This window comes from Enterobacter sp. RHBSTW-00318, from assembly GCF_014101375.1.
GTDB lineage: Bacteria > Pseudomonadota > Gammaproteobacteria > Enterobacterales > Enterobacteriaceae > Enterobacter > Enterobacter ludwigii.
In genome coordinates this window covers 4,397,822-4,420,570 of record NZ_JABXQH010000001.1, presented here as the reverse complement: position 1 = coordinate 4,420,570, position 22,749 = coordinate 4,397,822, and the positions used below count along the sequence as shown (strand labels likewise).

The window sequence follows — 22,749 nt, the reverse complement described above, 5'->3', positions numbered from 1 at the left end:
CCCGAGGGTCGCCTTTTTTATTTACAACAACTCCCTCGCCGCCGACACAATGTCGTGTGCCGTCAGGCCATACTCCTTCTGCAGGAAGTCCTGTGTCCCCACCTGGCCGTAACGCTCCTTCACGCCCACCCGACGCATCGGCACCGGACAGGTTTCCACCAGCACTTCCGCCACTGCCGATCCCAGCCCGTTATGAATGCTGTGGTTTTCGCAGGTCACGATACGTCCGGTTTTCTCGGCGTAGTTTTTCACCAGCATCCGGTCAATCGGCTTAAGGGTAAACATGTCGATCACCGCGGCGCTGACGCCCTCCTGTTCGAGCTGACGCGCCGCTTCAAGCGCTTCCGCCACCATAATGCCGTTGGCAATCAGGGTGATGTCACTGCCTTCGCGCAGTACGTTGCCCTTGCCAAGCGTAAATGTCGAACCCGGCGCATACACGCTCGGGGCCTGCTTACGGATGGTACGCACCCAGTAGAAACCTTCGAGGTCAATAAGCTGGCGCAGTACATCTTCAAACATCACCGCATCCGTCACTTCCAGCACCACCGAATGGGCCAGCCCCCGCACGATGCCCATATCTTCAAACGACATATGCGTGCCGCCGTTATGACAGGCCGTCACGCCGGCATCTGAAGCAATGACCTTCACATTGTTACGCTGGTAGTCCAGGGACATAAACAGCTGGTCGAAACAGCGACGGCTGGCGAAGGCGGTAAAGGTATGCACGAACGGCTTGCGTCCGGTCAGCGACAGCCCCGCCGCCGTCCCCATCACGTTCGCTTCCATGATGCCGCAGTTAATCACATGCTGCGGATAATCACGTGCCACGCCATCCATCGCCATTGAGCTCATCAGATCCGCCTCGAGGGCGATAATGTCGCTCCCGGCTTCAATCTGCTGTGCCACAAACCCCGCGTAGACTTTACGCATCTCAACGGCGTCTTTCTGACCTGCAGGTGCAACCTTAATCATGTGAAGCCTCCAGTTGGCGAATCGTCTCGTTGAGGGCCGCCTTGCTCTCGGCGGTTAATCGCAGATGGTGCGAGTTACTCAGTTGCTCCAGATACGGCACGCCCTGCCCTTTGATACTGTCGAGGATCACCACCAGCGGGCGAGCATCCGCCGCAGGAACCAGCGATGTCACCTCCAGCAGTGCCGGAATGTCATCTCCTTTCACCGTCACCACGTCAAACCCGAAGGCACGGAATTTTCCTTCCAGATCGAACGCACAGATAATGTCGTCGAGTTCGCCATCAAGCTGCTGTTTGTTCCAGTCAACGAATACCGTCAGGTTATTCAGGCGATGGTGTGCAATAAACTGGAACGCTTCCCAGCACTGCCCTTCGTTCAGCTCGCCGTCGCCGACGATACAGAAAACCCGGTTGGGGCGTCCCGCCAGCTTATGCGACAGCGCCATTCCACCGGCGATGGAAATCCCCTGCCCCAGCGAGCCGGTGGTGGCATCCACCCCGCGCGTTTTTAGCCGGTCCGGATGGCTCGGCAGACGCGTACCGTTCTGGTTCAGCGTGCTCAGTTCTTCCATCGGGAAGTAGCCTTTGATCGCCAGGGTGCTGTACAGCGCGGGACCAGCATGTCCTTTTGACAAGACAAAGTAGTCACGCTCTGGCCAGTCCGGGTCGGCCGGGTCAATTTTCATCACTGCGCCGTACAACACGGCCAGGGTTTCAACAACCGACATACTGCCGCCGTAGTGACCAAAGCCCAGCTGGGTCAGCATTTTCAGCGTTTCAAGGCGGATCTGACGCGCCAGATGGGTTATCTCATTCTCATTCATGATTTGGCTCCGGTGTTTTCCTGCGCGTTATCGCCCGCAGATTTGTTTTTAGCGAACACGTTGTACGCCACCAGCAGTGCGAACAACGCCACAACAAGGCCGGTGATGGCAAGCGGCGACAGGAAGCGCGCCAGGTTACCCAGCACGATCCCGACAGCGCCAAAGTCAGCGTCCGAGAACGTGGTATTGGCAAATCCAATTGCCCCCAGCACCGGCAGCAGCAGAACCGGCAGGAAGGTGATCAGCAGGCCGTTGGCAAACGCACCAATCATCGCTCCACGACGTCCCCCGGTGGCGTTACCAAACACGCCCGCGGTAGCGCCGGTGAAGAAGTGCGGCACCACACCAGGCAGAATCAGCACCCAGCTGAACTGCCCACAGATAAACAGACCCACCAGCCCGCCAAGGAAGCTGAACAGGAAGCCAATCAGCACCGCATTTGGCGCATACGGATAGACAACCGGGCAGTCCAGAGCCGGACGTGCATTCGGCACCAGTTTTTCAGAAAAGCCGGTAAAGGCCGGGACGATTTCCGCCAGAATCAGGCGCACACCCTGCAGGATGATGAACACCCCCGCGGCGAACGTGATGGCCATGATGATGGCATAGACCAGGTAGTTCTGACCGCCGCTAAAGGTCGCCTCAACGTAGTCACGCCCGGCGCTCACCGCCATGATCAGGTAGATGATCATCATGGTCAGCGAGATGGAGATAGAGCTGTCGCGCAGGAAGCTCAGGTTCTTCGGCAGGTTCATCTCTTCAGTCGAGCGAGAGCCTTTGCCGAACTTGCTGCCAATCCAGCCGGAGAGAACATAGCCCAGGGTACCGAAGTGACCAAAAGCGATGTCATCGTTGCCGGTAATGCGCTTCATGTAACGCTGCGCCAGCGCCGGGAAGAAGGCCATTACCAGACCGAGGATCAGCGACCCGGTAAAGACCAGACCAACGCCCTCAAAGCCCGCCACGGTGAGGATGACCCCAATCATGCATGCCATGTAGAAGGTGTGATGCCCGGTCAGGAAGATATACTTCAGACGCGTAAAGCGGGCGACAATGATATTTGCCACCATACCGAATGCCATAATCAGCGCGGTAGAGGCACCGTATTTCTCTAGCGCAATAGAAACAATTGCCTCGTTATTGGGAATAATGCCCTGAATATTAAAGGCGTGTTCAAACATTCCGCCTAACGGATTTAATGACCCAACCAGCACCGTAGCCCCGCCGCCAAGCACAATAAAACCGAGTATGGTTTTAATGGTCCCTTTCACCACATCAGAAAAAGATTTCTTTTGAGCGACCAGGCCAATTAAGGCTATTAAGCCCACCAGAACCGACGGGACTTTTAATATATCAACAACGAAATTCAGCGTTTCAAGGATAAACATATCCACCTCGCCTTATCAGGATTATTGTCTGTCGAACCAGGCGCGGAGCTGCGCTTCGAGTTCGTTGATATCAATGATGTTGTTGATCACCACCAGCTGGCTTTCCGGCACGCTGGCACTGGCGGCAATGTCCTTCGCCATCACGAAAAGATCGGCGGCACCCGGCGTTGCCGAGGAGAGATCGGAGTGTTCAACGTCGGCGTCAATGGCCAGCTTCTTGAGCACCTTTTTAATATTCATTTCGACCATAAAACTACTGCCCAGGCCTGAACCGCAAATAGCCATAATTTTCATTGTTGTCCCCTTTTTTTTGAGTAGAGCACGCCCCATCACGCTAAACGTAATGTTGTGATAAATCGGATGAGAGAATTAAATCAGAAGCGGTCAATAATCGTTTTAATGTCCTCCAGGGTATTCGCCTGATGCAATTCAGCCATATCGTCGTCGCTGGAAAATAATTCAGCGAGGGCAGAGATCATGTCGATGTGACTGTGTTTCTCCGGCGCCGCGAGCATAATAATAACATCCACGGGATCGAACTCACCGGCACCAAAAGAGACTCCCTTTTTCAGTTTTAATAATGAGAGGCCTAATCCTTTAGCCCCCTCTTCCGGCCGCGCATGAGGCATGGCCAGCCCTGGTGCCAGCACATAATAAGGTCCTAGTGCATGATGCTGCTCAATGATGGCCGTCACGTATTCCGGGCCAATCACCTGCAGATCCAGCAACGGTTTCGCACATATTTCCAGCGCCTGAGGCCAGCTTTCCACGCTCTCCTGCAGCGTGATGGTTGTATCATATATCCACTTTTTCAGCATTTCTCCGTCCCGCCACAATGCAAAAGATGAGCAAACTTTATTCAACACATCCCTTATTGACTGCGATCGGGATCACAAAGATAGCGCTACCAATCGCTAACATTCAGAAGTGTGATAGCGCTATCAAATTGTAATCATGGTGTGAATTCACAGCAAAAAAAGGGATTTAAGGCGTATACTGCGTTTCACGTGAAACGAAGGATGATAATAAAAACGCGTCTGGTCAGCAGGAAGGTGTATGTCTCTAACCCGAAAACGGCGCAGTACCGGTAAAGTGACACTCGCCGATGTCGCACAGCTTGCCGGGGTGGGCACGATGACCGTGTCCCGTGCACTCCGCACGCCTGAACAGGTTTCCGATAAACTGCGAGAAAAAATAGAAGCCGCTGTACAGGAATTGGGCTACATGCCTAATCTCGCTGCGAGCGCGCTGGCCTCGGCATCGTCATGGACGATTGCGATGGTCGTTCCTAATCTCTCCGAATCCGGTTGCTCGGAGATGTTCGCCGGGCTTCAGCAGGTGCTGCAGCCTGCCGGCTACCAGATCATGCTGGCCGAATCACAGCATCGACTCGAGCAGGAAGAAAAATTGCTGGAGACGCTGCTGGCGTCGAACATTGCCGCTGCGATTTTGCTCAGTGTTGAACACTCCGATACTGTCCGCCACTGGCTGAAAAACGCGTCCATTCCGGTCATGGAGATGGGGGCCATGCGCGCCGATCCTATTGATATGAATATCGGGATTGATAACGTCGCGGCGATGTACGAACTGACGGAGATGGTTATTAAGCGCGGCTACCAGAATATTGGCCTGCTGTGCGCTAACCAGGAGCAGTGGATTTTCCAGCAGCATTTACAGGGCTGGTACAAAGCGATGCTTCGCCACCATATGTCACCAAACCGGGTGATTAACGCCGCCATGCCACCGAGTTTTTCCACGGGTGCGGCGCAACTGCCGGAGTTCCTGCTGGCGTGGCCAGAGCTGGATGCACTGGTGTGCGTGTCGGATGAACTGGCCTGCGGGGCACTTTATGAATGCCAGCGTCGGCGTATAAAAGTACCGGACGATCTGGCCGTGGTGGGTTTTGGCGATAGCGACGTCAGCCGGGTCTGTCAGCCACCGCTGACGACCATGGCAGTGCCACATCGTAAGATTGGGATTGAAGCGGGACGCGCGTTACTGGAACGTCTGAATGATGGAGACTGGCGCGACCATAAACCCATCGCGTCCAGCCTGTGTTTGCGGGAGAGCTGTTGAGGCTTACTCCGCCTCTTCCTCTTTTTCCGCTTTCGTGGATTCGTTTTTAGCGTTGCGGGTCATCCACAGCGCCAGCGCTTTTAACGAATCCGGGGTGAACTCGTCGCAACGCGCGGTAATTTCTTCCGGCGTCATCCAGTTCACTTCGCTCACTTCTTCTTCCTGCAGGGCGAACGGGCCATGGGAAACGCAGCTAAACAGCCCGCCCCAGACGCGGCAATGCTCGTCCTCGAAATAGAACTGACCATGCTCGGCAAACGGCACGCCGGCAATCCCTAACTCTTCTTCCGCTTCACGACGCGCGGAGTCCAGCAGAACTTCATCCGCCTGAACAACGCCGCCTGCAGTTGCATCCAGCATACCAGGGAGAAAATCTTTGGTGTCCGTGCGGCGCTGGACCAGAATTTTGCCCATCCCGTCATGCACAACGATGTATGTCGCACGGTGACGCAGACGCTCCGCGCGCATTTGTTCGCGGCTGGCCTGCGCGATCACTTCATTCTCTTCGTTGACAATGTCAACCCACTCTGTACTTGCCAAATGACTCTGCTCCACCATCGGGAAACCTTCTCGTCTAAGCGCTCTTTCGGCGCGTTTGCAGTTGAGGTGTAACTTACGGATTAATCGCTATTTGCGCAATAACTTGCTGATCATTAAGTGCGATTACGCTTAACGTATTCTCATCGAGCATGCCATAGCTTGCTGGATTTCCACCTTTCGGTATGCTGACCGAACCGGGGTTAAAGTGATACATCTCGCCGCGTTTTTCTGCCACCGGAATATGAGTATGACCGTAAACCAGGACATCGCCAGCCGCCAGTGCCGGGAGATTTTCCGGGCTAAAAAGATGACCATGGGTCAGGAACAGACGGCTATTTTCCATCAGCACCTGTTGCCAGGGGGCAGTGATGGGAAAATCCAGCAGCATCTGGTCCACTTCACTGTCGCAGTTACCGCGAACGGCGATAATGCGCGAAGCATACTGGTTGAGTTTTTCCGCTACCTGCGCCGGTGCATAGCCTTCCGGCAGCGCATTGCGTGGACCATGATTTAACACATCCCCCAGAATCACCAGCCATTGCGCCCCGCTTTGAGCAAACAGAGAAAGAACACGCTCGGTCGCGGGCAGCGAACCATGGATATCAGACGCAAACATCAGTTTCATCAGTCACTCCCTGGAAATCAGACTGCCCTATCATACCTGAAGCGTCAGGCTATATCAGCCCGCTCGCTTAGCGGAGAGTGCCACATAGCGCTGCACTGAGGCGCGTTGCCACTGAAACGCGGCATAATCCACCAGCCGCTGAGGCACCTCATCTCCATTGAGGATCAGACGGTTCAGCATCAGCGCCAGATCGGTATCGGCAATACACCACTCGCCGAATAAATTCGGATTACCATGAGCCAGCAGAGAAGACGCGGTATCGATCAGTTTTTGGGCACTGTCCGCACCGTCTTTACTCAGCGCCGGTTTTTTCACCCCGGCAAACACCACATCCGTGGAGCGTTCCACGCGAATCGGCACCAGATCGCTGCGCAGCCACGCCTGGATCTGACGTGCGCGGGCACGTTTTTGCAGATCGTGTGGGTAGATGCGCTCCCACTCAGGTGGTGCGAACCGATCTTCCAGATACTCATCGATCGCCGACGATTCACTCAGCGCGAAGCCATCAATGTCCAGCACCGGCACGCGACGGGTCAGGGCGTAGCCCTGCCACTGTGGTTTCAGATGTTCACCGCCGTCCAGATCCACCGTCTTTAGCGTAAATGACAGTCCTTTTTCGGCCAGCGCCACATACGCGCTCAGAACATAGGGAGAAAAGAAATCTGCATCGGACCATAACGTGATTACGGGCTGGTTCATAACATCCTCATCGGCTGATCGGTTTTCATTCAACATATAATCTCTTTGCCTCGCTGTCACTTGATGAAAACTCACGATTTACAACAACCACCTATACTCATTTTTCATGGCGTCACTATTTTCACTGACAGGAGTTGAGAATGATCGACCTTTATTATGCCCCCACCCCGAACGGCCATAAGATCACCCTCTTTCTTGAGGAAGCCGAACTGGATTACAGGATCATTCGCGTGGATATCAGCAAAGGCGATCAGTTCAGTCCTCTCTTTCTGGCTATATCGCCAAACAATAAAATCCCGGCCATTATTGATAACCATCCTGCCGATGGGGGCAAGCCGTTGAGCCTGTTTGAATCCGGAGAAATATTGCTCTATCTGGCAGAGAAGACTGGCAAATTGCTGAGCGGAGAGCTGCGCGAGCGTCACCACACGCTGCAGTGGCTTTTCTGGCAGACGAGCGGTCTGGGGCCGATGCTCGGACAAAACCACCATTTTACTGCCTACGCGCCGCAGCCGATTCCTTATGCTATCGAACGCTATCAGGTGGAAACCCAGCGGTTATACGGCGTTCTGAACCGTCGGCTGGAGAAAGCACCGTGGCTCGGCGGGGATCATTACAGCATCGCCGACATTGCCTGCTGGCCCTGGGTGAATACCCATGAAAAGCACCGCATTGACCTGGCGTCTTACCCGGCGGTGAACAACTGGTTTGAACGAATCCGCACGCGTCCGGCCACCGAACGCGCCATGCAAAAAATCCAGCAAATTTAAGCCGGTGGCTGGTGTGTGCCGGAGAGGCTCTCATGTATTATGTGAAGGAAATTCTGACACGGAGAAGACCTGCAATGTCACAGCATGACGCTATTATTCGTATAAAAAATTTACGCCTACGCACCTTCATCGGTATCAAAGAGGAAGAGATCGCCAACCGTCAGGATATCGTGATTAATGTGGTTATCCACTACCCGGCTGATAAAGCGCGGGCCAGCGAAGATATTAATGATGCGCTGAACTACCGCACGATAACCAAAAAAATCATCCAGTACGTGGAAAACAACCGCTTCTCTTTACTGGAAAAATTAACTCAGGATGTGCTCGACATCGCACGCGATCATCACTGGGTCACTTATGCTGAAGTAGAGATCGATAAACTTCACGCCCTGCGTTACGCCGATTCCGTCTCGATGACGTTAAGCTGGCAACGCCAGGCGTAACCCTGGAGGTTGTATGAAGATTTTGCTGACCGGCGGTACCGGCCTGATTGGCCGCCATCTCATTGCGCGTCTGCAGGCGTTGCATCACGACATTACCGTGGTGACGCGCAGTCCAGAGAAAGCGCGCCAGGTGCTGGGCGCAGGTATCGACATCTGGAGAAATCTCGCCGAGCAGCAGAATCTGGACGGATTTGACGCCGTCATCAACCTGGCAGGCGAACCGATCGCCGATAAGCGCTGGACGGAAGAGCAAAAACAGCTCCTGTGCAGCAGCCGGTGGACCCTTACCGAGAAGCTGGTTGAGCTTATCCGCAACAGTCATACCCCGCCGTCGGTTCTCATTTCGGGTTCTGCCGTAGGGTATTACGGCGATCTCGGCGAGGTGGTGGTAACGGAAGAAGAGCCGCCCCACAACGAGTTCACCCATAAACTTTGCGCCCAGTGGGAGCGTATCGCCTGTGCTGCGCAAAGCGATCATACCCGCGTCTGCCTGCTACGCACCGGTGTAGTCCTTGCCCCGAAAGGCGGCATTCTGGCGAAGATGCTCCCCCCTTTCAGGCTCGGTCTTGGCGGGCCAATCGGCAATGGCCGTCAGTATCTGGCATGGATCCATATCGACGATATGGTCAACGGTATTCTCTGGCTGCTGGATAACGATCTGCGCGGGCCGTTTAATATGGTTGCGCCCTACCCGGTGCGTAACGAACAGTTTGCCCATGCTCTCGGACATGCCCTGCATCGCCCGGCGATTTTGCGCGTGCCTGCTACGGTGATCCGCCTGATGATGGGTGAAGCGTCCGTGCTGGTATTAGGCGGGCAACGGGCCCTGCCAAAACGGCTGGAAGCGGCCGGGTTTGCGTTCCGCTGGTATGACTTAGAAGAGGCGCTGGGGGATGTGGTGAGATAATGTTACAGTGATATGCCATGTTCCGACGAAATGGCATATCTATGGCAACCATTACCACTCCCCGGCTCCATCTCACCCCCTTCGAACCCACTGACTGGCCTTTTTTCCGTGCCCTGCGCGAGGATCGCGCCATCATGCAGTATATGGCCGCTATCGCCCCGGAAAAAGAGACCCGACGCCTGTTTGCCGCACGTCTGACGGCAGCGCATGTGTTCGTTATCCGCTTACGCGATGAAGAGACCCCGCTGGGCGATATCGGCCTGCAAATCAGCGCTGAAAATCGTGAAGAGGCGGATATCGGCTATACGGTCGTGCCTGCCGCGCAGGGCCAGGGCATCGCCAGTGAGGCACTGCGCGCGGTGTGTGACTACGCATTTAACCATACGGGCGTAAAGGCGATTAACGCATATGTGCTGGCAGACAACGGCGGGTCAGTCCGGGTACTGGAGAAAGCGGGTTTTGTGCGCACGCAGGTGCTGGAAAAAGCGTATGAGATTAACGGTGTGCGGTATGACGACTGGGTGTATCGACTGGAGTGTGGTGCGGTTTGATGCCCACACTCCGGCCCTCTCCCACAGGGAGAGGGGAAAGGCTAAACCTACTTCAAAGACCCCTTCAGGAACTGCTGCAGACGCGGGCTTTGCGGGTTCGCTAACACCTCATCGGGATGCCCCTGCTCTTCGATTTTACCCTGATGCAGGAAGATGACGTGGTTAGAAACGTTCCGGGCAAAGCCCATCTCGTGCGTCACCACCACCATCGTTTTGCCCTCTTCGGCGAGCTTCTGCATGATGCGCAGCACTTCGCCAACGAGTTCCGGGTCCAGCGCGGAAGTCGGTTCGTCGAACAGCAAGACTTCCGGCTCCATCGCCAGCGCGCGGGCAATGGATACACGCTGCTGCTGCCCGCCGGACAGATGTACCGGATACTTCATCTGCTGGCGCTCATCAATACCCACTTTCGCCAGGTATTTCACCGCACGGTCGCGGGCGTCCTGTTTGCTGAGACCCAGCACCTGGATTGGCGCTTCCATTACGTTCTCCAGCACCGTCATATGGCTCCAGAGATTAAAGTGCTGGAAAACCATCGTCAGGCGCGTACGCAACAGACGTAGCTGATTTTTATCCGCCACCTTCAGCTGGCCGTCTTTGTCACGCACCAGATTGATGTTCTGCCCGCTCACCACAATTGAGCCTTCGCTCGGTTTTTCGAGGAAGTTAATGCAGCGCAGGAAAGTACTTTTACCGGAGCCGGATGAGCCGATAATACTGATGACATCGCCCGCGTTTGCCTGCAGCGACACCCCTTTCAGCACTTCATGTTCGCCGTAGCGTTTGTGCAGATCAATAACGTTTAATTTGTTCTCAGCCATCATCATTCTCAGTGCGTCGAAGAAGGTTTTATATGCTGCAACCAGCGTTTTTCTGCCTTACGGAACAGGCTAATCAGGACGTATGAAATTATCAAATAAAGCACTGCCGCAATACCGAATGCGGTAAACGGCTGATAGGTTGCCGAGTTAATATCCCGGGCAATCTTCAGTAAGTCCGGCACCGTGGCGGTAAAGGCCAGCGCCGTGGAGTGCAGCATCAGAATCACTTCGTTACTGTACGCCGGTAACGCAATACGCAGCGCCGACGGCAGAATGATGCAACGGTAAAGCTTCACGGAGGAGAAGCCGTACGCACGCGCCGCTTCAATTTCACCGTACGGGACAGAGCGAATCGCCCCTGCGAAAATCTCGGTGGTATAGGCGCAGGTATTGAGCGTCAATGCCAGCACCGTACAGTTCAGACCGCTGCGGAAGAACGCATTGAGCATTTCAGTGCCTTTTACGATCTCAAGCGTGTACATCCCCGAATAGAACACCAGCAGCTGCACGTATAGCGGCGTACCGCGAAACACATAGGTAAACAACCAGATTGGGAACTGGATAAATTTATTGTTCGACACACGACCAATGGCAAGAAATACCGCCAGAATGCCGCCCATCACCACGGAGGAGATCAGAAGCCAGAGCGTAATGGCGACGCCGGTGAAGCGATAGCCATCTGTCCACAGCAGCGATTTCCAGTATTCCTGAATAATCTCAATCACAGATCAGCCCTCTTCACACCCACGGAGTAGCGACGTTCGAGCAGAAGCAGCACACCATTGGAGGCGGTCGTAAAGACCAGATAGATTACGCCACATACCACCGCAAAGTAGAACGGTTCCCAGGTGCTTTTGCCGGCAAGCTGGGTCGCTTTCACCACATCTTCCAGGCCAAGCAGAGAGACCAGCGCGGTTGCCTTAAGAATAACCTGCCAGTTGTTACCGATACCTGGAAGCGCATAGCGCATCATGGCCGGGAACATGATTCGACGAAACGTCTGTGAGGAGGTGAAACCGAATGCGGTTGCCGCTTCAATGTGGCCTTTCGGCACAGCCATATACGCGCCGCGGAAGGTTTCGGTGAAGTAGGCCCCGTAGATAAAACCGAGCGTAATAATACCGGCCACCATCGGGTCGATATCGATTTGTCCCATACCCATTGCGTCCGTCACGCTGTTAAGCGCAATCTGCAGACCGTAAAAGATCAGAAGCATCAGCACCAGATCGGGAACACCGCGAATCAGCGTCGTATAGCCTTCAAAAATCAGCGCCAGCGGCTTGTTAGCCGAAAGCTTCGCCCCTGCGCCCGCCAGACCTATCAGCACCGCCAGCACCACGGAGCTGAGAGCCAGCTCAAGGGTGACAAGCGCGCCCTGTAAAATAACGCCAGAAAATCCGTACAGCATACCGCGAGCCCTGTCGTATCGTGAGTGGTGGAACCGTGTCTTTTCCCCTCCCACAGTGGGAGGGGCTGCACGTTATTTGACGGGGCGATTAGCCGCCGTAAACATTGAAATCGAAGTATTTTTTCGCAATTTTCTCGTACGTGCCGTCAGCGCGCATTTCGGCAAACGCTTTGTTCAGCGCTTCACGCAGTTCGTTGTCTTCCTTGCGCAGGCCCATACCGGTGCCTACACCAAACAACTTCACATCCTTGATGGATGGACCGCCAAACTTATAGTCTTTGCCGACCGGCTGCTTCAGGAAGCCTTCGCTCGCCGCGACTTCATCCTGGAACGCCGCGTCAATGCGACCTGCCGTCAGGTCAGCGTAGATATTTTCCTGGCCCTGATAAGAGACGATTTCAATCCCTTTCGGCGCCCAGTGTTCGTTACCGTAGGTTTCCTGAGTAGTCCCCTGCAGCACACCCACGCGTTTGCCTTTCAGCGACTCGAGAGTGGGCTGAATGTCGGAAGATTTGGCGACGACCAGACGTGAATCTGCCGCGTAGAGTTTGTCCGTGAAAGCAATCTCCTGCTGGCGTTTTTCAGTGATGGAGAGCGAGGACATAATCACGTCGATTTTTTTCGCTTTCAGCGACGGGATCAGCGCATCCAGTGGGTTCTCAACGTAGGTACACTGCGCTTTGATGCGTTTGCACAGTTCGTTGGCCAGATCGATGTCAAAACCAACCAATTCACCTTTAGAATTCTTCGATTCGAACGGTGCATAGGTAGGATCGGTACCGATTCGAATTTTCTGCGGAATTGCTGCGAATGCCGCGGTGGCGCTGGAAAAGGCCAGCACCAGAGAAAGTGACAATACTAGTTTTTTCATATCTGTCCTCAACAAACTGTCTACATACGGGATTTTTACGACGACGGGGTGGTGCTAATGTGCCATCAATCCCCTCCGTCAGGCAAAGAATAATGCCTTTGATCCGGGATTTTTTGCATTATAAATGCGTAAGTATGCACACAGCGATCCAATACAGTGCATTAATTGCACCATATTGGATCATCCCGCCCGACAATGCACCTCAGCAGTGCATTGTCGTCAGGTATTAGTCACCGTAGACGTTGAAGTCGAAGTATTTCTTCGCCAGTTTGTCGTAGGTACCGTCTTTACGCAGCTCAGCAAACGCTTTGTCGAAGGCGGCTTTCAGCTCGGTATCGTCCTTACGCAGGCCGATACCCGTACCGTCACCAAAGTACTTTTTGTCTTTCACGGACGGGCCAGCAAAAGCGTACTCTTTGCCCGCTGGCTGTTTCAGGAAGCCTTCGCTCGCAGCGACTTCATCCTGGAATGCCGCATCCAGACGGCCTGCCGCCAGGTCAGAGTAGATCAGATCCTGGTTCTGGTACGCCACTACGTCGACGCCCTTCTCACGCCAGTTCGCATTGGCAAACCCTTCCTGCGTTGAGCCCTGAAGCACGCCGACATGCTTGCCTTTCAGTGAGTCGATGGTGGGTTGAATCGGGGAGCCTTTAGCGGCAATCAGACGTGAATCTGCAGCGTAAAGCTTGTCAGAGAAGGCAATCTCCTGCTGACGTTTTTCGGTGATAGAGAGAGAAGAGATAATGGCGTCGATTTTCTTGGCTTTCAGCGACGGGATTAACGCATCAAAGTCGCTGCCCACCCATGTGCATTTCACCGCAATGCGTTTGCACATTTCATTTCCCAGATCGATATCAAACCCAACGAAATCGCCTTTCGCATCCTTGGAAGAGAATGGCGCGTAGGTTGCGTCTGTACCGATACGAACTGTCTGTGGAAGCGCTGCGTAGCTACCTGCTGCCGCACTTAACCCCACCAGCAAAGACAGAGCCAGAACCGTCTTCTTCATACATTTACCCTCAAGTACCGTGATTTTATTATGTATTGTGTTGTGTGTTGTGTTGCAGGCTTCTCTTGCAGGTCTTATGCCACATTGCCGTCTGGTGAAAAGTTCGACGTTAAATATGTTAATAAAACGTTGCGATATTGCCTTAATGGTGAAAGATAGCAGGTCTGCCGAACGAACCGGAAAGAGAAAAAGGGAAAAAGCGAATTAAATGTCGAGGATATGATCGCCGTTGCATAATTGCCCTGAAACAGGGCACGTTATCTTTTCATGCACGCTGTGAGTGCACAGATTCAGGCACCCTGCCAGCGGGTGAAGAGGTCTTCAGGCAGGTCGATATCAAACTGATCGAGAACGCGGTTAACCGTCTGATTAATCACATCATCCAGTGAAACGGGCCGGTGATAGAACGCCGGTACCGGTGGCATGATCACCGCGCCGAGTTCAGCAGCCTGAGTCATTAAACGCAGATGTCCCACGTGCAGCGGCGTTTCCCGCACGCAGAGAACCAGAGGACGACGCTCCTTCAGCACCACGTCCGCGGCGCGGGTCACCAGCGTGTCGGTATAGCTGTTTACAATGCCGGAGAGCGTTTTAATGGAACAAGGCAGGATAACCATGCCGGCCGTTTTAAACGAGCCAGAGGAGATGCTGGCGGCGATATCGCGGGCATCGTGAACCACATCCGCCAGTGCCTGGACATCACGCAGTGAGAGGTCGGTTTCAAGAGAGAGGGTCTGACGTGCCGCCTGGCTCATGACCAGATGCGTTTCCACTTCTGCCACGTCGCGCAGCACCTGTAACAGACGTACGCCGTAAATCGCGCCACTGGCACCACTGAGCCCAACAATGAGTCGTTTCATGATTTTCGCCCTAACTGATTTCAGGGCAGACTGTGCAGGATTTTGCGGGGAGTTGCAAGTGAGGGCAAATGCCCTCACTTACACAGACATCAACCTTCGTTGTGCATCTCTAAACTTTCGAGATCGTTTTGCAACTGGACGGCCTTCGCATCGTCGTTGCGCAGCGAATCAAGGTAGTCGAGGTACTGCTGGTCAACGTCTTTCGTCACGTAGACGCCATTAAACACGGAGCATTCGAACTGCTGAATATCCGGGTTCTCAGCGCGTACTGCGTCGATAAGATCGTTCAGATCCTGGAAAATCAGGCCGTCGGCACCGATGATCTGACGAATTTCGTCCACTTCACGACCGTGAGCGATCAGCTCATTGGCGGTTGGCATATCGATGCCGTACACGTTCGGGAAACGAATTTCCGGTGCGGCTGAGGCCAGATACACTTTCTTCGCACCCGCTTCGCGCGCCATCTCAATAATCTGTTCTGAGGTGGTGCCGCGAACGATGGAGTCATCCACCAGCAGGACGTTTTTGTCGCGGAACTCAGCGCGGTTTGCGTTCAGTTTACGACGTACGGACTTACGGCGCAGCTGCTGACCCGGCATGATAAAGGTACGACCAACGTAGCGGTTTTTCACAAACCCCTGACGGTATGGCTTGTCCAGAATGCGGGCGATTTCCAGAGCGATATCGCAGGACGTTTCCGGAATAGGAATAACGACGTCGATATCCAGATCGTCCCATTCGCGGGCAATCTTCTCGCCAAGTTTTGTCCCCATGTTCACGCGCGCGCTGTAAACGGAAATCTTGTCGATAAACGAGTCCGGACGGGCGAAGTAAACATATTCAAACAGGCACGGATTGCTCACCGGGTTGTCAGCACACTGGCGGGTGAACAGCTGGCCCTTCTCAGTGATATAGACCGCTTCGCCAGGCGCAACATCACGCAGGAACTCGAAGCCCAGGGTATCCAGCGCCACGCTTTCAGAGGCAACCATGTATTCGGTACGACCATCACCGAGATCGCGCTTACCGAGCACCAGCGGGCGGATGCCGTTTGGATCGCGAAAGGCAACCATCCCGTGGCCGATAATCATCGCCACGCAGGCATACGCACCACGGATCTGGCGGTTAGTCGCGGCAACGGCGGCAAAAATGTTGTCTGCTTCCAGCGGGTAGTGACGGAAGTTATCCAGCTCGCTGGCAAAGATATTGAGCAGAATTTCAGAATCAGAGGTGGTGTTAATGTGGCGACGTTTCTCTTCGAACAACTTCTTACGCAGCTCGTGCGCGTTGGTCAGGTTGCCATTGTGGGCAAGCGTGATGCCATACGGTGAGTTGACGTAGAAAGGCTGAGCCTCAGAGGCGCTGGAACTGCCAGCAGTAGGATAACGAACGTGACCGATCCCCATATTACCTTGCAGACGCTGCATATGGCGGGCTTCAAACACATCATTTACCAGACCATTCGCCTTACGTAAACGGAAGCAGTTGTTTGCATCAATGGTGATGATACCCGCAGCATCCTGCCCACGGTGCTGAAGCACCGTTAACGCGTCATAAATCGACTGGTTTACCGGCATGAAACCGGCGATACCGACAATACCGCACATTCGTCTTTTCCTCGTTAAGCCACATCTCAGAGCGCATTACGCTCTGGGCAAGAAACTCGACGAGCTTTGCAGATAGTCAAAGAACCATCTGATGATGAAACTGAACTCTGGAATGAGCTGCGATTTTTGCCAGTCTTCACTTTTGGAGAACCCGGTAAAGGTATCCAGGAAGAACAGGATCGCGGCCACAATCAGCACGCCTCGTAGTGCGCCGAAACAGATCCCGAGTACCCTGTCTGTTCCTGACAGACCGGTTTTCTCGACCAGCTGACCTATCACGTAATTTACGATAGCGCCGACAATCAGCGTCGCGATAAACAGCACCGCGATAGCGATTCCATTTCGGACCAGTTCATCTTCAAAGCCCGTGAACCAGACAGACAGGTAAGTGTAGTAATGACTGGCAACAAAGAAAGCACAACCCCAGGTTACCAGCGATAACGCTTCACGAACAAAGCCACGGATCAGGCTAACCAGACAGGAAAAACCAATCACCGCAATGATGGCGTAATCAATCCAGACCATATGTGTCCCACGATTTAACGCCCTGTCATCCAGTTCGGGGCGAATTCTAACAGAAAAAGAAAACGTTTGCGTAGGGATTTCCTTCCCACGCGTAAATAAAAAAGGCGCTGAAAAAATGTTCAACGCCGTGGCTTTTTACGTCTCTGTGGACGTCTGCCGTCACTCTTCCCCCCCACCTTCTCTTCATAGAAAGGATAAGGGTGAGGGAGGGGTTAGTTCGCGCTGTAGCTCATCACCACACCGCTCAGGCCGGAGATCTGCTTCAGCTCACCCAGCGATCCTTTAAGCTTATCTTTGGACGCTTCTGGCCCCACGAGAATACGGGTAATTTTACCCTGTACCGGCGTGGAAGGTGAAGTGTAAACACGATATCCCGCACTGCGCAGTTTACCCACCACCTCATTGACCTTATCGGCATTTTTCAGCGCACCCAGCTGCACGACGTAGGCTTTGCCCGTCGGTGCGGCTTCCTGCTGAGCCGGTTTCGCCGGAGGCGGTGTCTCTGTCGCTGCGGCAAGCTGTTCGCTCGTTTTATCCCGCTGCGGTTTCGGCTGCGTTTTTTCGACCGGCTTCGGTTTCTCAGCCGGTTTAGGCTGCACGACCGGAACCGGTACAGGATCGATATCGTTGGTGTTGCTCGCCGCCAGACGAGACGGATCAAGAGACGGCGCAGCCGCATCGCCCGCGCGAACCTCTTCCGCTGCGCCTTCTGGCGGCTGAGCAGGAAGGGCCTGTGTCGCCGCAGGCAGCATATCCGGCTCGTCGCGATCGCCCGGTTTCGGTACCAGTGGAATGGCTGCAAACTCATCCTGATAGTGCTTTTTCTGCCCGTCGAGAAGGCCCGGGAGAATAATGACTCCCAGCGCCACCAGCACTATTGTTCCTGCTAAACGGTTCTGAAACTTACTCGCCACCGGTTCTCCCCGCGTCCATCACTTCCATGACATGTGCCACCGTGTGGAACGAACCACACACCAGCACGGTATCTTCTGGTTTAGCATCCGCCATCGCGGCATGCCAGGCCTGAGCCACGCTATTATAGATTGCGCCTTTGCCGAGATGTTCCATCAACTGCTCAGCGGTCGCCCCGCGTGGCCCCTCCAGAGGAGCACAATACCAGCTATCGACCACACTCTCCATGCAGGCCAGCGTACCGCCAATATCTTTATCATGAAGCATACCGATAACCGCCAGCACGCGCCCGGTTTTTGGTAACGATTTGAGACGTCCCGCGAGATACGCCGCGGCATGCGGGTTGTGCGCCACATCGAGGATCAGGCGCGGTGACTCGCTGACAATCTGGAAACGCCCGGGCAGGATCGCCCGCTCAATGCCCTCGCGAATCGCCTGCTCGCTCACCGCCAGACCGCTTGCGCGCAGTGCCGCCAGCGCGGTTGCCGCGTTAGGCTGCGGCACCTGCGGCAATGGCAGGTTGTCCAGTGCGCCCTGCGCATCGCTAAAGCGCCAGCCGTGTGCCTGAACCTCATACTGCCACTCTACGCCACGGCGCAGCAGACGCGCACCCGTCTCATTCGCCACCTCTGCAATGGTGTGCGGCATATCCGGCTCGCCGACCACGGCAGGTTTATTCGCCCGGAAAATCCCGGCTTTCTCGCGACCAATGCTTTCGCGATCCGGCCCCAGCCAGTCGGTATGATCCAGCGCAATGCTGGTCACGACGGCCACATCCGCATCCACCATGTTGGTGGCATCAAGACGCCCGCCGAGGCCGACTTCCAGAATCACCACGTCCAGCTGCGCCTGCTTAAACAACCACAGTGCCGACAGGGTGCCGTATTCAAAATAGGTTAATGAAATTTCACCGCGCGCAGCTTCAATTTCCGCGAAAGAGGCGGTATGCGCTGATTCCGGCAGCTCGCGATTTTGCACACGCACCCGCTCGGTATACCGCACGAGGTGTGGAGAGCTGTAAACGCCAACCTTATAGCCTGCTGCCATCAGGACAGATTCCAGCGTGCGGCACGTCGTGCCTTTACCGTTCGTTCCGGCAACGGTGAACACAAACGGCGCTGGTTTCAGTACGTCGAGACGCGCGGCAACCTGGCTTACGCGCTCAAGCCCCATATCGATGGTTTTACTGTGCAGGTTTTCCAGATAAGAAAGCCACGCGGCCAGGGGCGACGTGGCTTGGGGAATGCTTTTATTTTCCATGATGCCCGGTCATTAACAGTTGAGAAAGCAAAAGGGCAGCGCCATCCGGCCCTGCCCTTTTCAGTTATCAGGCCTCGGGTTCCTGATCCGGTACCACCACGCCTTCGCGCGGCTCGTCCGGGTTCGGCGCTGGCAGATTCATCAGCTTCGCCAGGATGCTTGCCAGTTTCAGGCGCATCTCCGGACGGCGGACGATCATGTCGATAGCGCCTTTCTCGATGAGGAACTCACTGCGCTGGAAGCCCGGCGGCAGTTTTTCACGTACGGTCTGTTCGATGACGCGTGGACCCGCAAAACCGATCAGCGCTTTCGGCTCAGCGATGTTCAGATCGCCCAGCATGGCAAAGCTTGCGGAAACGCCACCCATCGTCGGGTCGGTCAGCACGGAGATGTACGGCAAACCGCGCTCCTGCATTTTCGCCAGCGCAGCAGAGGTTTTCGCCATCTGCATCAGCGACATCAGCGCTTCCTGCATACGTGCACCACCGGAGGCGGAGAAGCAGATCAGCGGGCAGTTGTCTTCCAGCGCCTGCTCAACGGCACGCACGAAGCGCGCACCCACGACAGAGCCCATTGAGCCACCCATAAAGGAGAACTCAAACGCGGCAGCCACCACCGGCATCGTGTGCAGGGTGCCTTTCATGACGATCAGCGCGTCTTTCTCGCCGGTCTCTTTCTGTGCAGAGGCCAGACGGTCTTTGTATTTTTTGGAATCACGGAACTTCAGCACGTCTTTTGGCTCAAGCTCGCTACCCAGTTCTACCAGAGAACCTTCGTCCAGCAGGCTATGCAGGCGATTACGCGCCGTCATACGCATATGGTGGTCACACTTCGGACACACCTCAAGATTGCGTTCCAGCTCTGCGCGGTACAGAACCTGGCCGCAGCTATCACACTTCGTCCATACCCCTTCAGGAATGCTCGCTTTACGAGTCGGGGTTATGTTGCTTTTAATTCGTTCAATCCAGCTCATTGATAACCTTTCTGCCTGAACCTGGTCGTATGCCAGTTTTGCTATAAGAGGCGAATAATGCCATTTTTGCCTCCAACAGACCATGAATGTTGCACATTAAAACATAACAGCCCGAAACTTTGGATAAAAAAGTGGTCGAACTGCCAGTATGCATTTACTTCGCTTGCTTTGCTGCCGCACGTCGGTGACGGATAATCTCAATAACCCCAGGCAGTACCGAAAGCACAATAATCGCTACAATCAGTAACTTAAGGTTTTCCTGGACCACCGGGAGATCGCCAAACAGGTAGCCGGCATAGGTAAACAGGAGCACCCACAGCAGCGCGCCAACAACGTTATATGCCGCAAAGTGACGATAGGACATATGCCCCATTCCCGCCACAAACGGTGCAAATGTACGAACAATAGGCACAAAACGGGCAAGGATAATGGTTTTGCCGCCATGACGTTCATAGAACGCATGGGTTTTGTCGAGATAGCTGCGACGGAAAATTTTCGAGTCCGGATTGCTGAAAAGCCGCTCACCAAACACCCGTCCAATCGTGTAGTTCACCGCATCACCAATAATCGCGGCGATAACCATCAACACAACCATCAGATGCACATTCAAATCGTTAGTCGGTAACGCGGATAACGCGCCGGCCACGAACAGCAGTGAATCCCCCGGCAGGAACGGGGTGACAACCAGACCGGTTTCACAGAACAGAATGAGGAACAGAATAGCGTAAACCCAGACGCCGTACTGCGCGACCAGCTCCGCCAGGTGAACATCAATATGCAGGATGAAATCAATCAAAAAACGTATTACGTCCATTTTGTCTAAGCCTTAATTGCACCTTTGATTAGTCCGCTAAAAACAGCGGGCCCATTGGCGGTTTCGGCAGGTCAAACCGATCCGGATAGTCTACCGAGACCAGATACAGCCCTTCCGCTTTCGCCGTGGCTGCCGCAAGCGTTCTGTCCTTCGCTGCCAGCAGTTCTGCAATCCAGCTCTCCGGCTGGTGTCCGGCACCCACTTCCATCAGGCTGCCCACAATATTCCGCACCATATGATGTACAAAGGCATTGGCTTTGATATCCACCACCACATACGCGCCATAACGGCTGACGTTTATGTGCATGACATTACGCCACGGCGTACGGGACTGGCACTGCACCGCACGGAACGAGGTAAAGTCATTTTCACCAATCAGACACTGCGCCGCACGATGCATACGTTCAGCATCAAGCGGTTCATAAAAATGCGTCACGCCCTGGCTTAACACCGCCGGACGTAGACGCTGATTGTAGATGACATAGCGGTAACGGCGCGCGGTGGCGCTGAAACGCGCATGAAAATCATCGGGAACATCTTTAACCCAACGAACCGCAATGTCTCCAGGTAAATTCGCATTCACCCCCAGCGTCCATGCAGCGTCCTTTCGCACAGCGGTGGTTTCAAAATGAACCACCTGCCCCGTGCCGTGAACGCCGGCATCCGTACGCCCGGCACAGAAAACGCTTATCGGTTCGTTCGCCACCTGAGAGAGCGCTTTTTCCAGTTTTTCCTGGACGCTGCGCACCTCATTTTGACGCTGCCAGCCATAATACTTACTGCCATCGTACTCAATACCGAGGGCAATTTTATGAACGGGCTTGTGATCCACTTCTGACATCAGTACAGGTACTCCTGCACGAGTTTCTCCGCAATTTTCACCGCCATCAGCGCGCCGCCAAAGCGAACGTTATCGGCAACTGACCAGAACTGGATCTGCTCAGGCATTCCGTAATCGTTACGCACGCAGCCAACAGACAGATGTGCGCTACCGGTCGCATCACCAACCTGCGTCGGGAACTCACTCTCTTCGGAGAGGGCGATATCCTCACCGCGACCAAACGCGTCACGCGCTTCTTCTGCGGCGAGCGGGCGCAGCGCTTCAAAACCGACCATCTGCGCGTGGCCGTAGAAGACAGGAGACTGCACGCAGCTGGCAGAGATCATCAGGCCGTCATCCTGCAGGATTTTGCGGACTTCATCGACAATACGGCGCTCTTCGCGCACGCTGCCTTCGCGATCTGGCAGCAGTGGCAGCATGTTAAACGCCAGCTGGCGACCAAAATAGTCGTCTTCATCAATCGGAACGCCGCTCAGCAATTTCGCGCTCTGCCCGGCCAGTGCGTTAACCGCTTGCTTGCCGTTGGCAGACGCAGACAGCAGGCTGGTGACGAAGATACGCGACAGGCCGCCTTCGTCGATCAGCGGTTTCAGCGCGGTAAGCAGCTGACTGGTCAGGCTGTTCGGTACGGCGATAACGTTGCGGTTACGGTAGTCTGCCAGCACAAACGGGTTCACATCCGGCACCACCAGCGGCACATCCGGCTCAAGCGCGAACAAGCCGCTTAAATCAATCACCAGACAACCCGAGTTGGTGGCCTCTTCAATGTAAGACGCCGTAGCCTCAGCACCGGCTGCAAAAAACGCCAGCTGCGCCTGAGTCCAGTCGAACCCGGCCGCATCCTGAACCATGACAGATTTACCGCCAAAACGCAGATGTTCACCCGCGCTATCTGTACGCGCCAGCGCATAGATATCACCCACCGGGAACTGACGCTCAGCAAGGGTTTCGAGCAGGGCTTCACCCACGGCACCCGTGGCACCTAAAATGGCAATGTTCCAGCCTTCAGACATGGTGGTTTACTCCAGAAATAAAAAAGCGTCCCTGTCGG

27 protein-coding genes are annotated in these 22,749 nt (G+C 54.7%); 5 read left to right on the top strand and 22 right to left on the bottom strand.

Features of this window, described 5'->3' with window-relative positions; genetic code table 11:
• Positions 1-21: 21 nt before the first annotated feature.
• The 5 genes from HV157_RS21785 to HV157_RS21765 all read right to left on the bottom strand — a co-directional run bounded on the left by HV157_RS21785 (position 22) and on the right by HV157_RS21765 (position 4,004).
• The gene (locus HV157_RS21785; protein WP_025203581.1) at positions 22-975 is read right to left on the bottom strand and encodes a transketolase family protein; all 954 of its coding nucleotides are present in this window, start codon (positions 973-975) and stop codon (positions 22-24) included.
• A complete protein-coding gene (locus tag HV157_RS21780; protein WP_014171011.1) occupies positions 968-1,798 on the bottom strand; it encodes a transketolase in 831 nt (276 codons plus the stop codon). The genes HV157_RS21785 and HV157_RS21780 overlap by 8 nt, the downstream gene beginning before the upstream one ends.
• Positions 1,795-3,186, bottom strand: a complete 1,392-nt coding sequence (locus HV157_RS21775) for a PTS ascorbate transporter subunit IIC (protein ID WP_020883137.1) — start codon at positions 3,184-3,186, stop codon at positions 1,795-1,797. Before HV157_RS21775 ends, HV157_RS21780 begins: the two co-directional genes overlap by 4 nt.
• 21 nt (positions 3,187-3,207) lie before the next feature.
• Positions 3,208-3,480, bottom strand: a complete 273-nt coding sequence (locus HV157_RS21770; RefSeq protein ID WP_014171013.1) for a PTS sugar transporter subunit IIB — start codon at positions 3,478-3,480, stop codon at positions 3,208-3,210.
• An 80-nt stretch (positions 3,481-3,560) separates the two neighbouring features.
• Positions 3,561-4,004 (bottom strand): PTS sugar transporter subunit IIA, encoded by a 444-nt coding sequence (locus HV157_RS21765; RefSeq protein ID WP_182268930.1) that lies wholly within the window; start codon positions 4,002-4,004, stop codon positions 3,561-3,563.
• Between the two features lie 238 nt (positions 4,005-4,242).
• Here HV157_RS21765 and HV157_RS21760 point away from each other — a divergent pair, with 238 nt between their 5' ends.
• A complete protein-coding gene (locus tag HV157_RS21760; protein ID WP_014171015.1) occupies positions 4,243-5,262 on the top strand; it encodes a LacI family DNA-binding transcriptional regulator in 1,020 nt (339 codons plus the stop codon).
• Positions 5,263-5,265: 3 nt separating this feature from the next.
• Here HV157_RS21760 and yfcD read toward each other — a convergent pair whose 3' ends face one another.
• Genes yfcD through yfcF form a run of 3 tightly spaced genes read right to left on the bottom strand, consistent with a single transcriptional unit; the run spans position 5,266 to position 7,126 of the window.
• The gene (gene yfcD / locus HV157_RS21755) at positions 5,266-5,820 is read right to left on the bottom strand and encodes an NUDIX hydrolase YfcD (RefSeq protein WP_014171016.1); all 555 of its coding nucleotides are present in this window, start codon (positions 5,818-5,820) and stop codon (positions 5,266-5,268) included.
• Between the two features lie 55 nt (positions 5,821-5,875).
• Positions 5,876-6,427 carry a phosphodiesterase gene (yfcE, locus tag HV157_RS21750; RefSeq protein ID WP_014171017.1) on the bottom strand — a complete coding sequence of 184 codons (552 nt, stop codon included), beginning with the start codon at positions 6,425-6,427 and terminating at the stop codon, positions 5,876-5,878.
• Positions 6,428-6,481: 54 nt separating this feature from the next.
• A complete protein-coding gene (gene yfcF, locus HV157_RS21745) occupies positions 6,482-7,126 on the bottom strand; it encodes a glutathione transferase (protein WP_182268929.1) in 645 nt (214 codons plus the stop codon).
• A gap of 140 nt (positions 7,127-7,266) precedes the next feature.
• Between yfcF and yfcG the strand changes: the two genes are divergently transcribed.
• The 4 genes from yfcG (at position 7,267) to HV157_RS21725 (ending at position 9,797) form a co-directional block, all read left to right on the top strand.
• A complete protein-coding gene (gene yfcG, locus HV157_RS21740) occupies positions 7,267-7,896 on the top strand; it encodes a GSH-dependent disulfide bond oxidoreductase (protein ID WP_020883132.1) in 630 nt (209 codons plus the stop codon).
• Between the two features lie 74 nt (positions 7,897-7,970).
• Positions 7,971-8,339 carry a dihydroneopterin triphosphate 2'-epimerase gene (gene folX / locus HV157_RS21735; protein WP_032680550.1) on the top strand — a complete coding sequence of 123 codons (369 nt, stop codon included), beginning with the start codon at positions 7,971-7,973 and terminating at the stop codon, positions 8,337-8,339.
• A 13-nt stretch (positions 8,340-8,352) separates the two neighbouring features.
• On the top strand, positions 8,353-9,246 hold the full coding sequence (locus HV157_RS21730; protein WP_014171021.1) for a TIGR01777 family oxidoreductase: 894 nt from the start codon (positions 8,353-8,355) through the stop codon (positions 9,244-9,246).
• A gap of 41 nt (positions 9,247-9,287) precedes the next feature.
• Positions 9,288-9,797, top strand: a complete 510-nt coding sequence (locus HV157_RS21725; protein WP_182378536.1) for a GNAT family N-acetyltransferase — start codon at positions 9,288-9,290, stop codon at positions 9,795-9,797.
• Positions 9,798-9,844: 47 nt separating this feature from the next.
• On the opposite strand, the gene hisP is transcribed toward HV157_RS21725, so the two are convergent.
• From hisP to HV157_RS21655, 14 genes are all read right to left on the bottom strand, one after another.
• Positions 9,845-10,618 (bottom strand): histidine ABC transporter ATP-binding protein HisP, encoded by a 774-nt coding sequence (gene hisP / locus HV157_RS21720; protein ID WP_020883129.1) that lies wholly within the window; start codon positions 10,616-10,618, stop codon positions 9,845-9,847.
• An 8-nt stretch (positions 10,619-10,626) separates the two neighbouring features.
• The gene (locus HV157_RS21715) at positions 10,627-11,343 is read right to left on the bottom strand and encodes an ABC transporter permease (RefSeq protein ID WP_008502590.1); all 717 of its coding nucleotides are present in this window, start codon (positions 11,341-11,343) and stop codon (positions 10,627-10,629) included.
• On the bottom strand, positions 11,340-12,026 hold the full coding sequence (locus HV157_RS21710) for a histidine ABC transporter permease HisQ (RefSeq protein WP_020883127.1): 687 nt from the start codon (positions 12,024-12,026) through the stop codon (positions 11,340-11,342). The genes HV157_RS21715 and HV157_RS21710 overlap by 4 nt, the downstream gene beginning before the upstream one ends.
• 88 nt (positions 12,027-12,114) lie before the next feature.
• Positions 12,115-12,897 (bottom strand): histidine ABC transporter substrate-binding protein HisJ, encoded by a 783-nt coding sequence (gene hisJ / locus HV157_RS21705; RefSeq protein ID WP_020883126.1) that lies wholly within the window; start codon positions 12,895-12,897, stop codon positions 12,115-12,117.
• A 226-nt stretch (positions 12,898-13,123) separates the two neighbouring features.
• Positions 13,124-13,906, bottom strand: coding sequence for a lysine/arginine/ornithine ABC transporter substrate-binding protein ArgT (gene argT / locus HV157_RS21700; protein WP_014171026.1), 783 nt, complete (start codon positions 13,904-13,906; stop codon positions 13,124-13,126).
• Positions 13,907-14,196: 290 nt separating this feature from the next.
• Positions 14,197-14,766 (bottom strand): UbiX family flavin prenyltransferase, encoded by a 570-nt coding sequence (locus HV157_RS21695; RefSeq protein WP_025203573.1) that lies wholly within the window; start codon positions 14,764-14,766, stop codon positions 14,197-14,199.
• Positions 14,767-14,855: 89 nt separating this feature from the next.
• On the bottom strand, positions 14,856-16,373 hold the full coding sequence (gene purF, locus HV157_RS21690; RefSeq protein ID WP_014171028.1) for an amidophosphoribosyltransferase: 1,518 nt from the start codon (positions 16,371-16,373) through the stop codon (positions 14,856-14,858).
• Positions 16,374-16,409: 36 nt separating this feature from the next.
• Positions 16,410-16,898 (bottom strand): colicin V production protein, encoded by a 489-nt coding sequence (gene cvpA, locus HV157_RS21685; protein ID WP_000262116.1) that lies wholly within the window; start codon positions 16,896-16,898, stop codon positions 16,410-16,412.
• 212 nt (positions 16,899-17,110) lie between these two features.
• Positions 17,111-17,812, bottom strand: a complete 702-nt coding sequence (gene dedD, locus HV157_RS21680) for a cell division protein DedD (protein ID WP_014171030.1) — start codon at positions 17,810-17,812, stop codon at positions 17,111-17,113.
• Positions 17,802-19,070 carry a bifunctional tetrahydrofolate synthase/dihydrofolate synthase gene (gene folC, locus HV157_RS21675; protein WP_182268928.1) on the bottom strand — a complete coding sequence of 423 codons (1,269 nt, stop codon included), beginning with the start codon at positions 19,068-19,070 and terminating at the stop codon, positions 17,802-17,804. Before folC ends, dedD begins: the two co-directional genes overlap by 11 nt.
• 67 nt (positions 19,071-19,137) lie before the next feature.
• Positions 19,138-20,043 carry an acetyl-CoA carboxylase, carboxyltransferase subunit beta gene (gene accD / locus HV157_RS21670; protein ID WP_020883123.1) on the bottom strand — a complete coding sequence of 302 codons (906 nt, stop codon included), beginning with the start codon at positions 20,041-20,043 and terminating at the stop codon, positions 19,138-19,140.
• Positions 20,044-20,197: 154 nt separating this feature from the next.
• Complete coding sequence (locus HV157_RS21665) at positions 20,198-20,857, bottom strand: DedA family protein (RefSeq protein ID WP_020883122.1); 660 nt, start codon at positions 20,855-20,857, stop codon at positions 20,198-20,200.
• A 28-nt stretch (positions 20,858-20,885) separates the two neighbouring features.
• The gene (truA, locus tag HV157_RS21660) at positions 20,886-21,698 is read right to left on the bottom strand and encodes a tRNA pseudouridine(38-40) synthase TruA (RefSeq protein WP_025203571.1); all 813 of its coding nucleotides are present in this window, start codon (positions 21,696-21,698) and stop codon (positions 20,886-20,888) included.
• Positions 21,698-22,711, bottom strand: a complete 1,014-nt coding sequence (locus HV157_RS21655; protein WP_014171035.1) for an aspartate-semialdehyde dehydrogenase — start codon at positions 22,709-22,711, stop codon at positions 21,698-21,700. Before HV157_RS21655 ends, truA begins: the two co-directional genes overlap by 1 nt.
• Between the last annotated feature and the right edge of the window lie 38 nt (positions 22,712-22,749).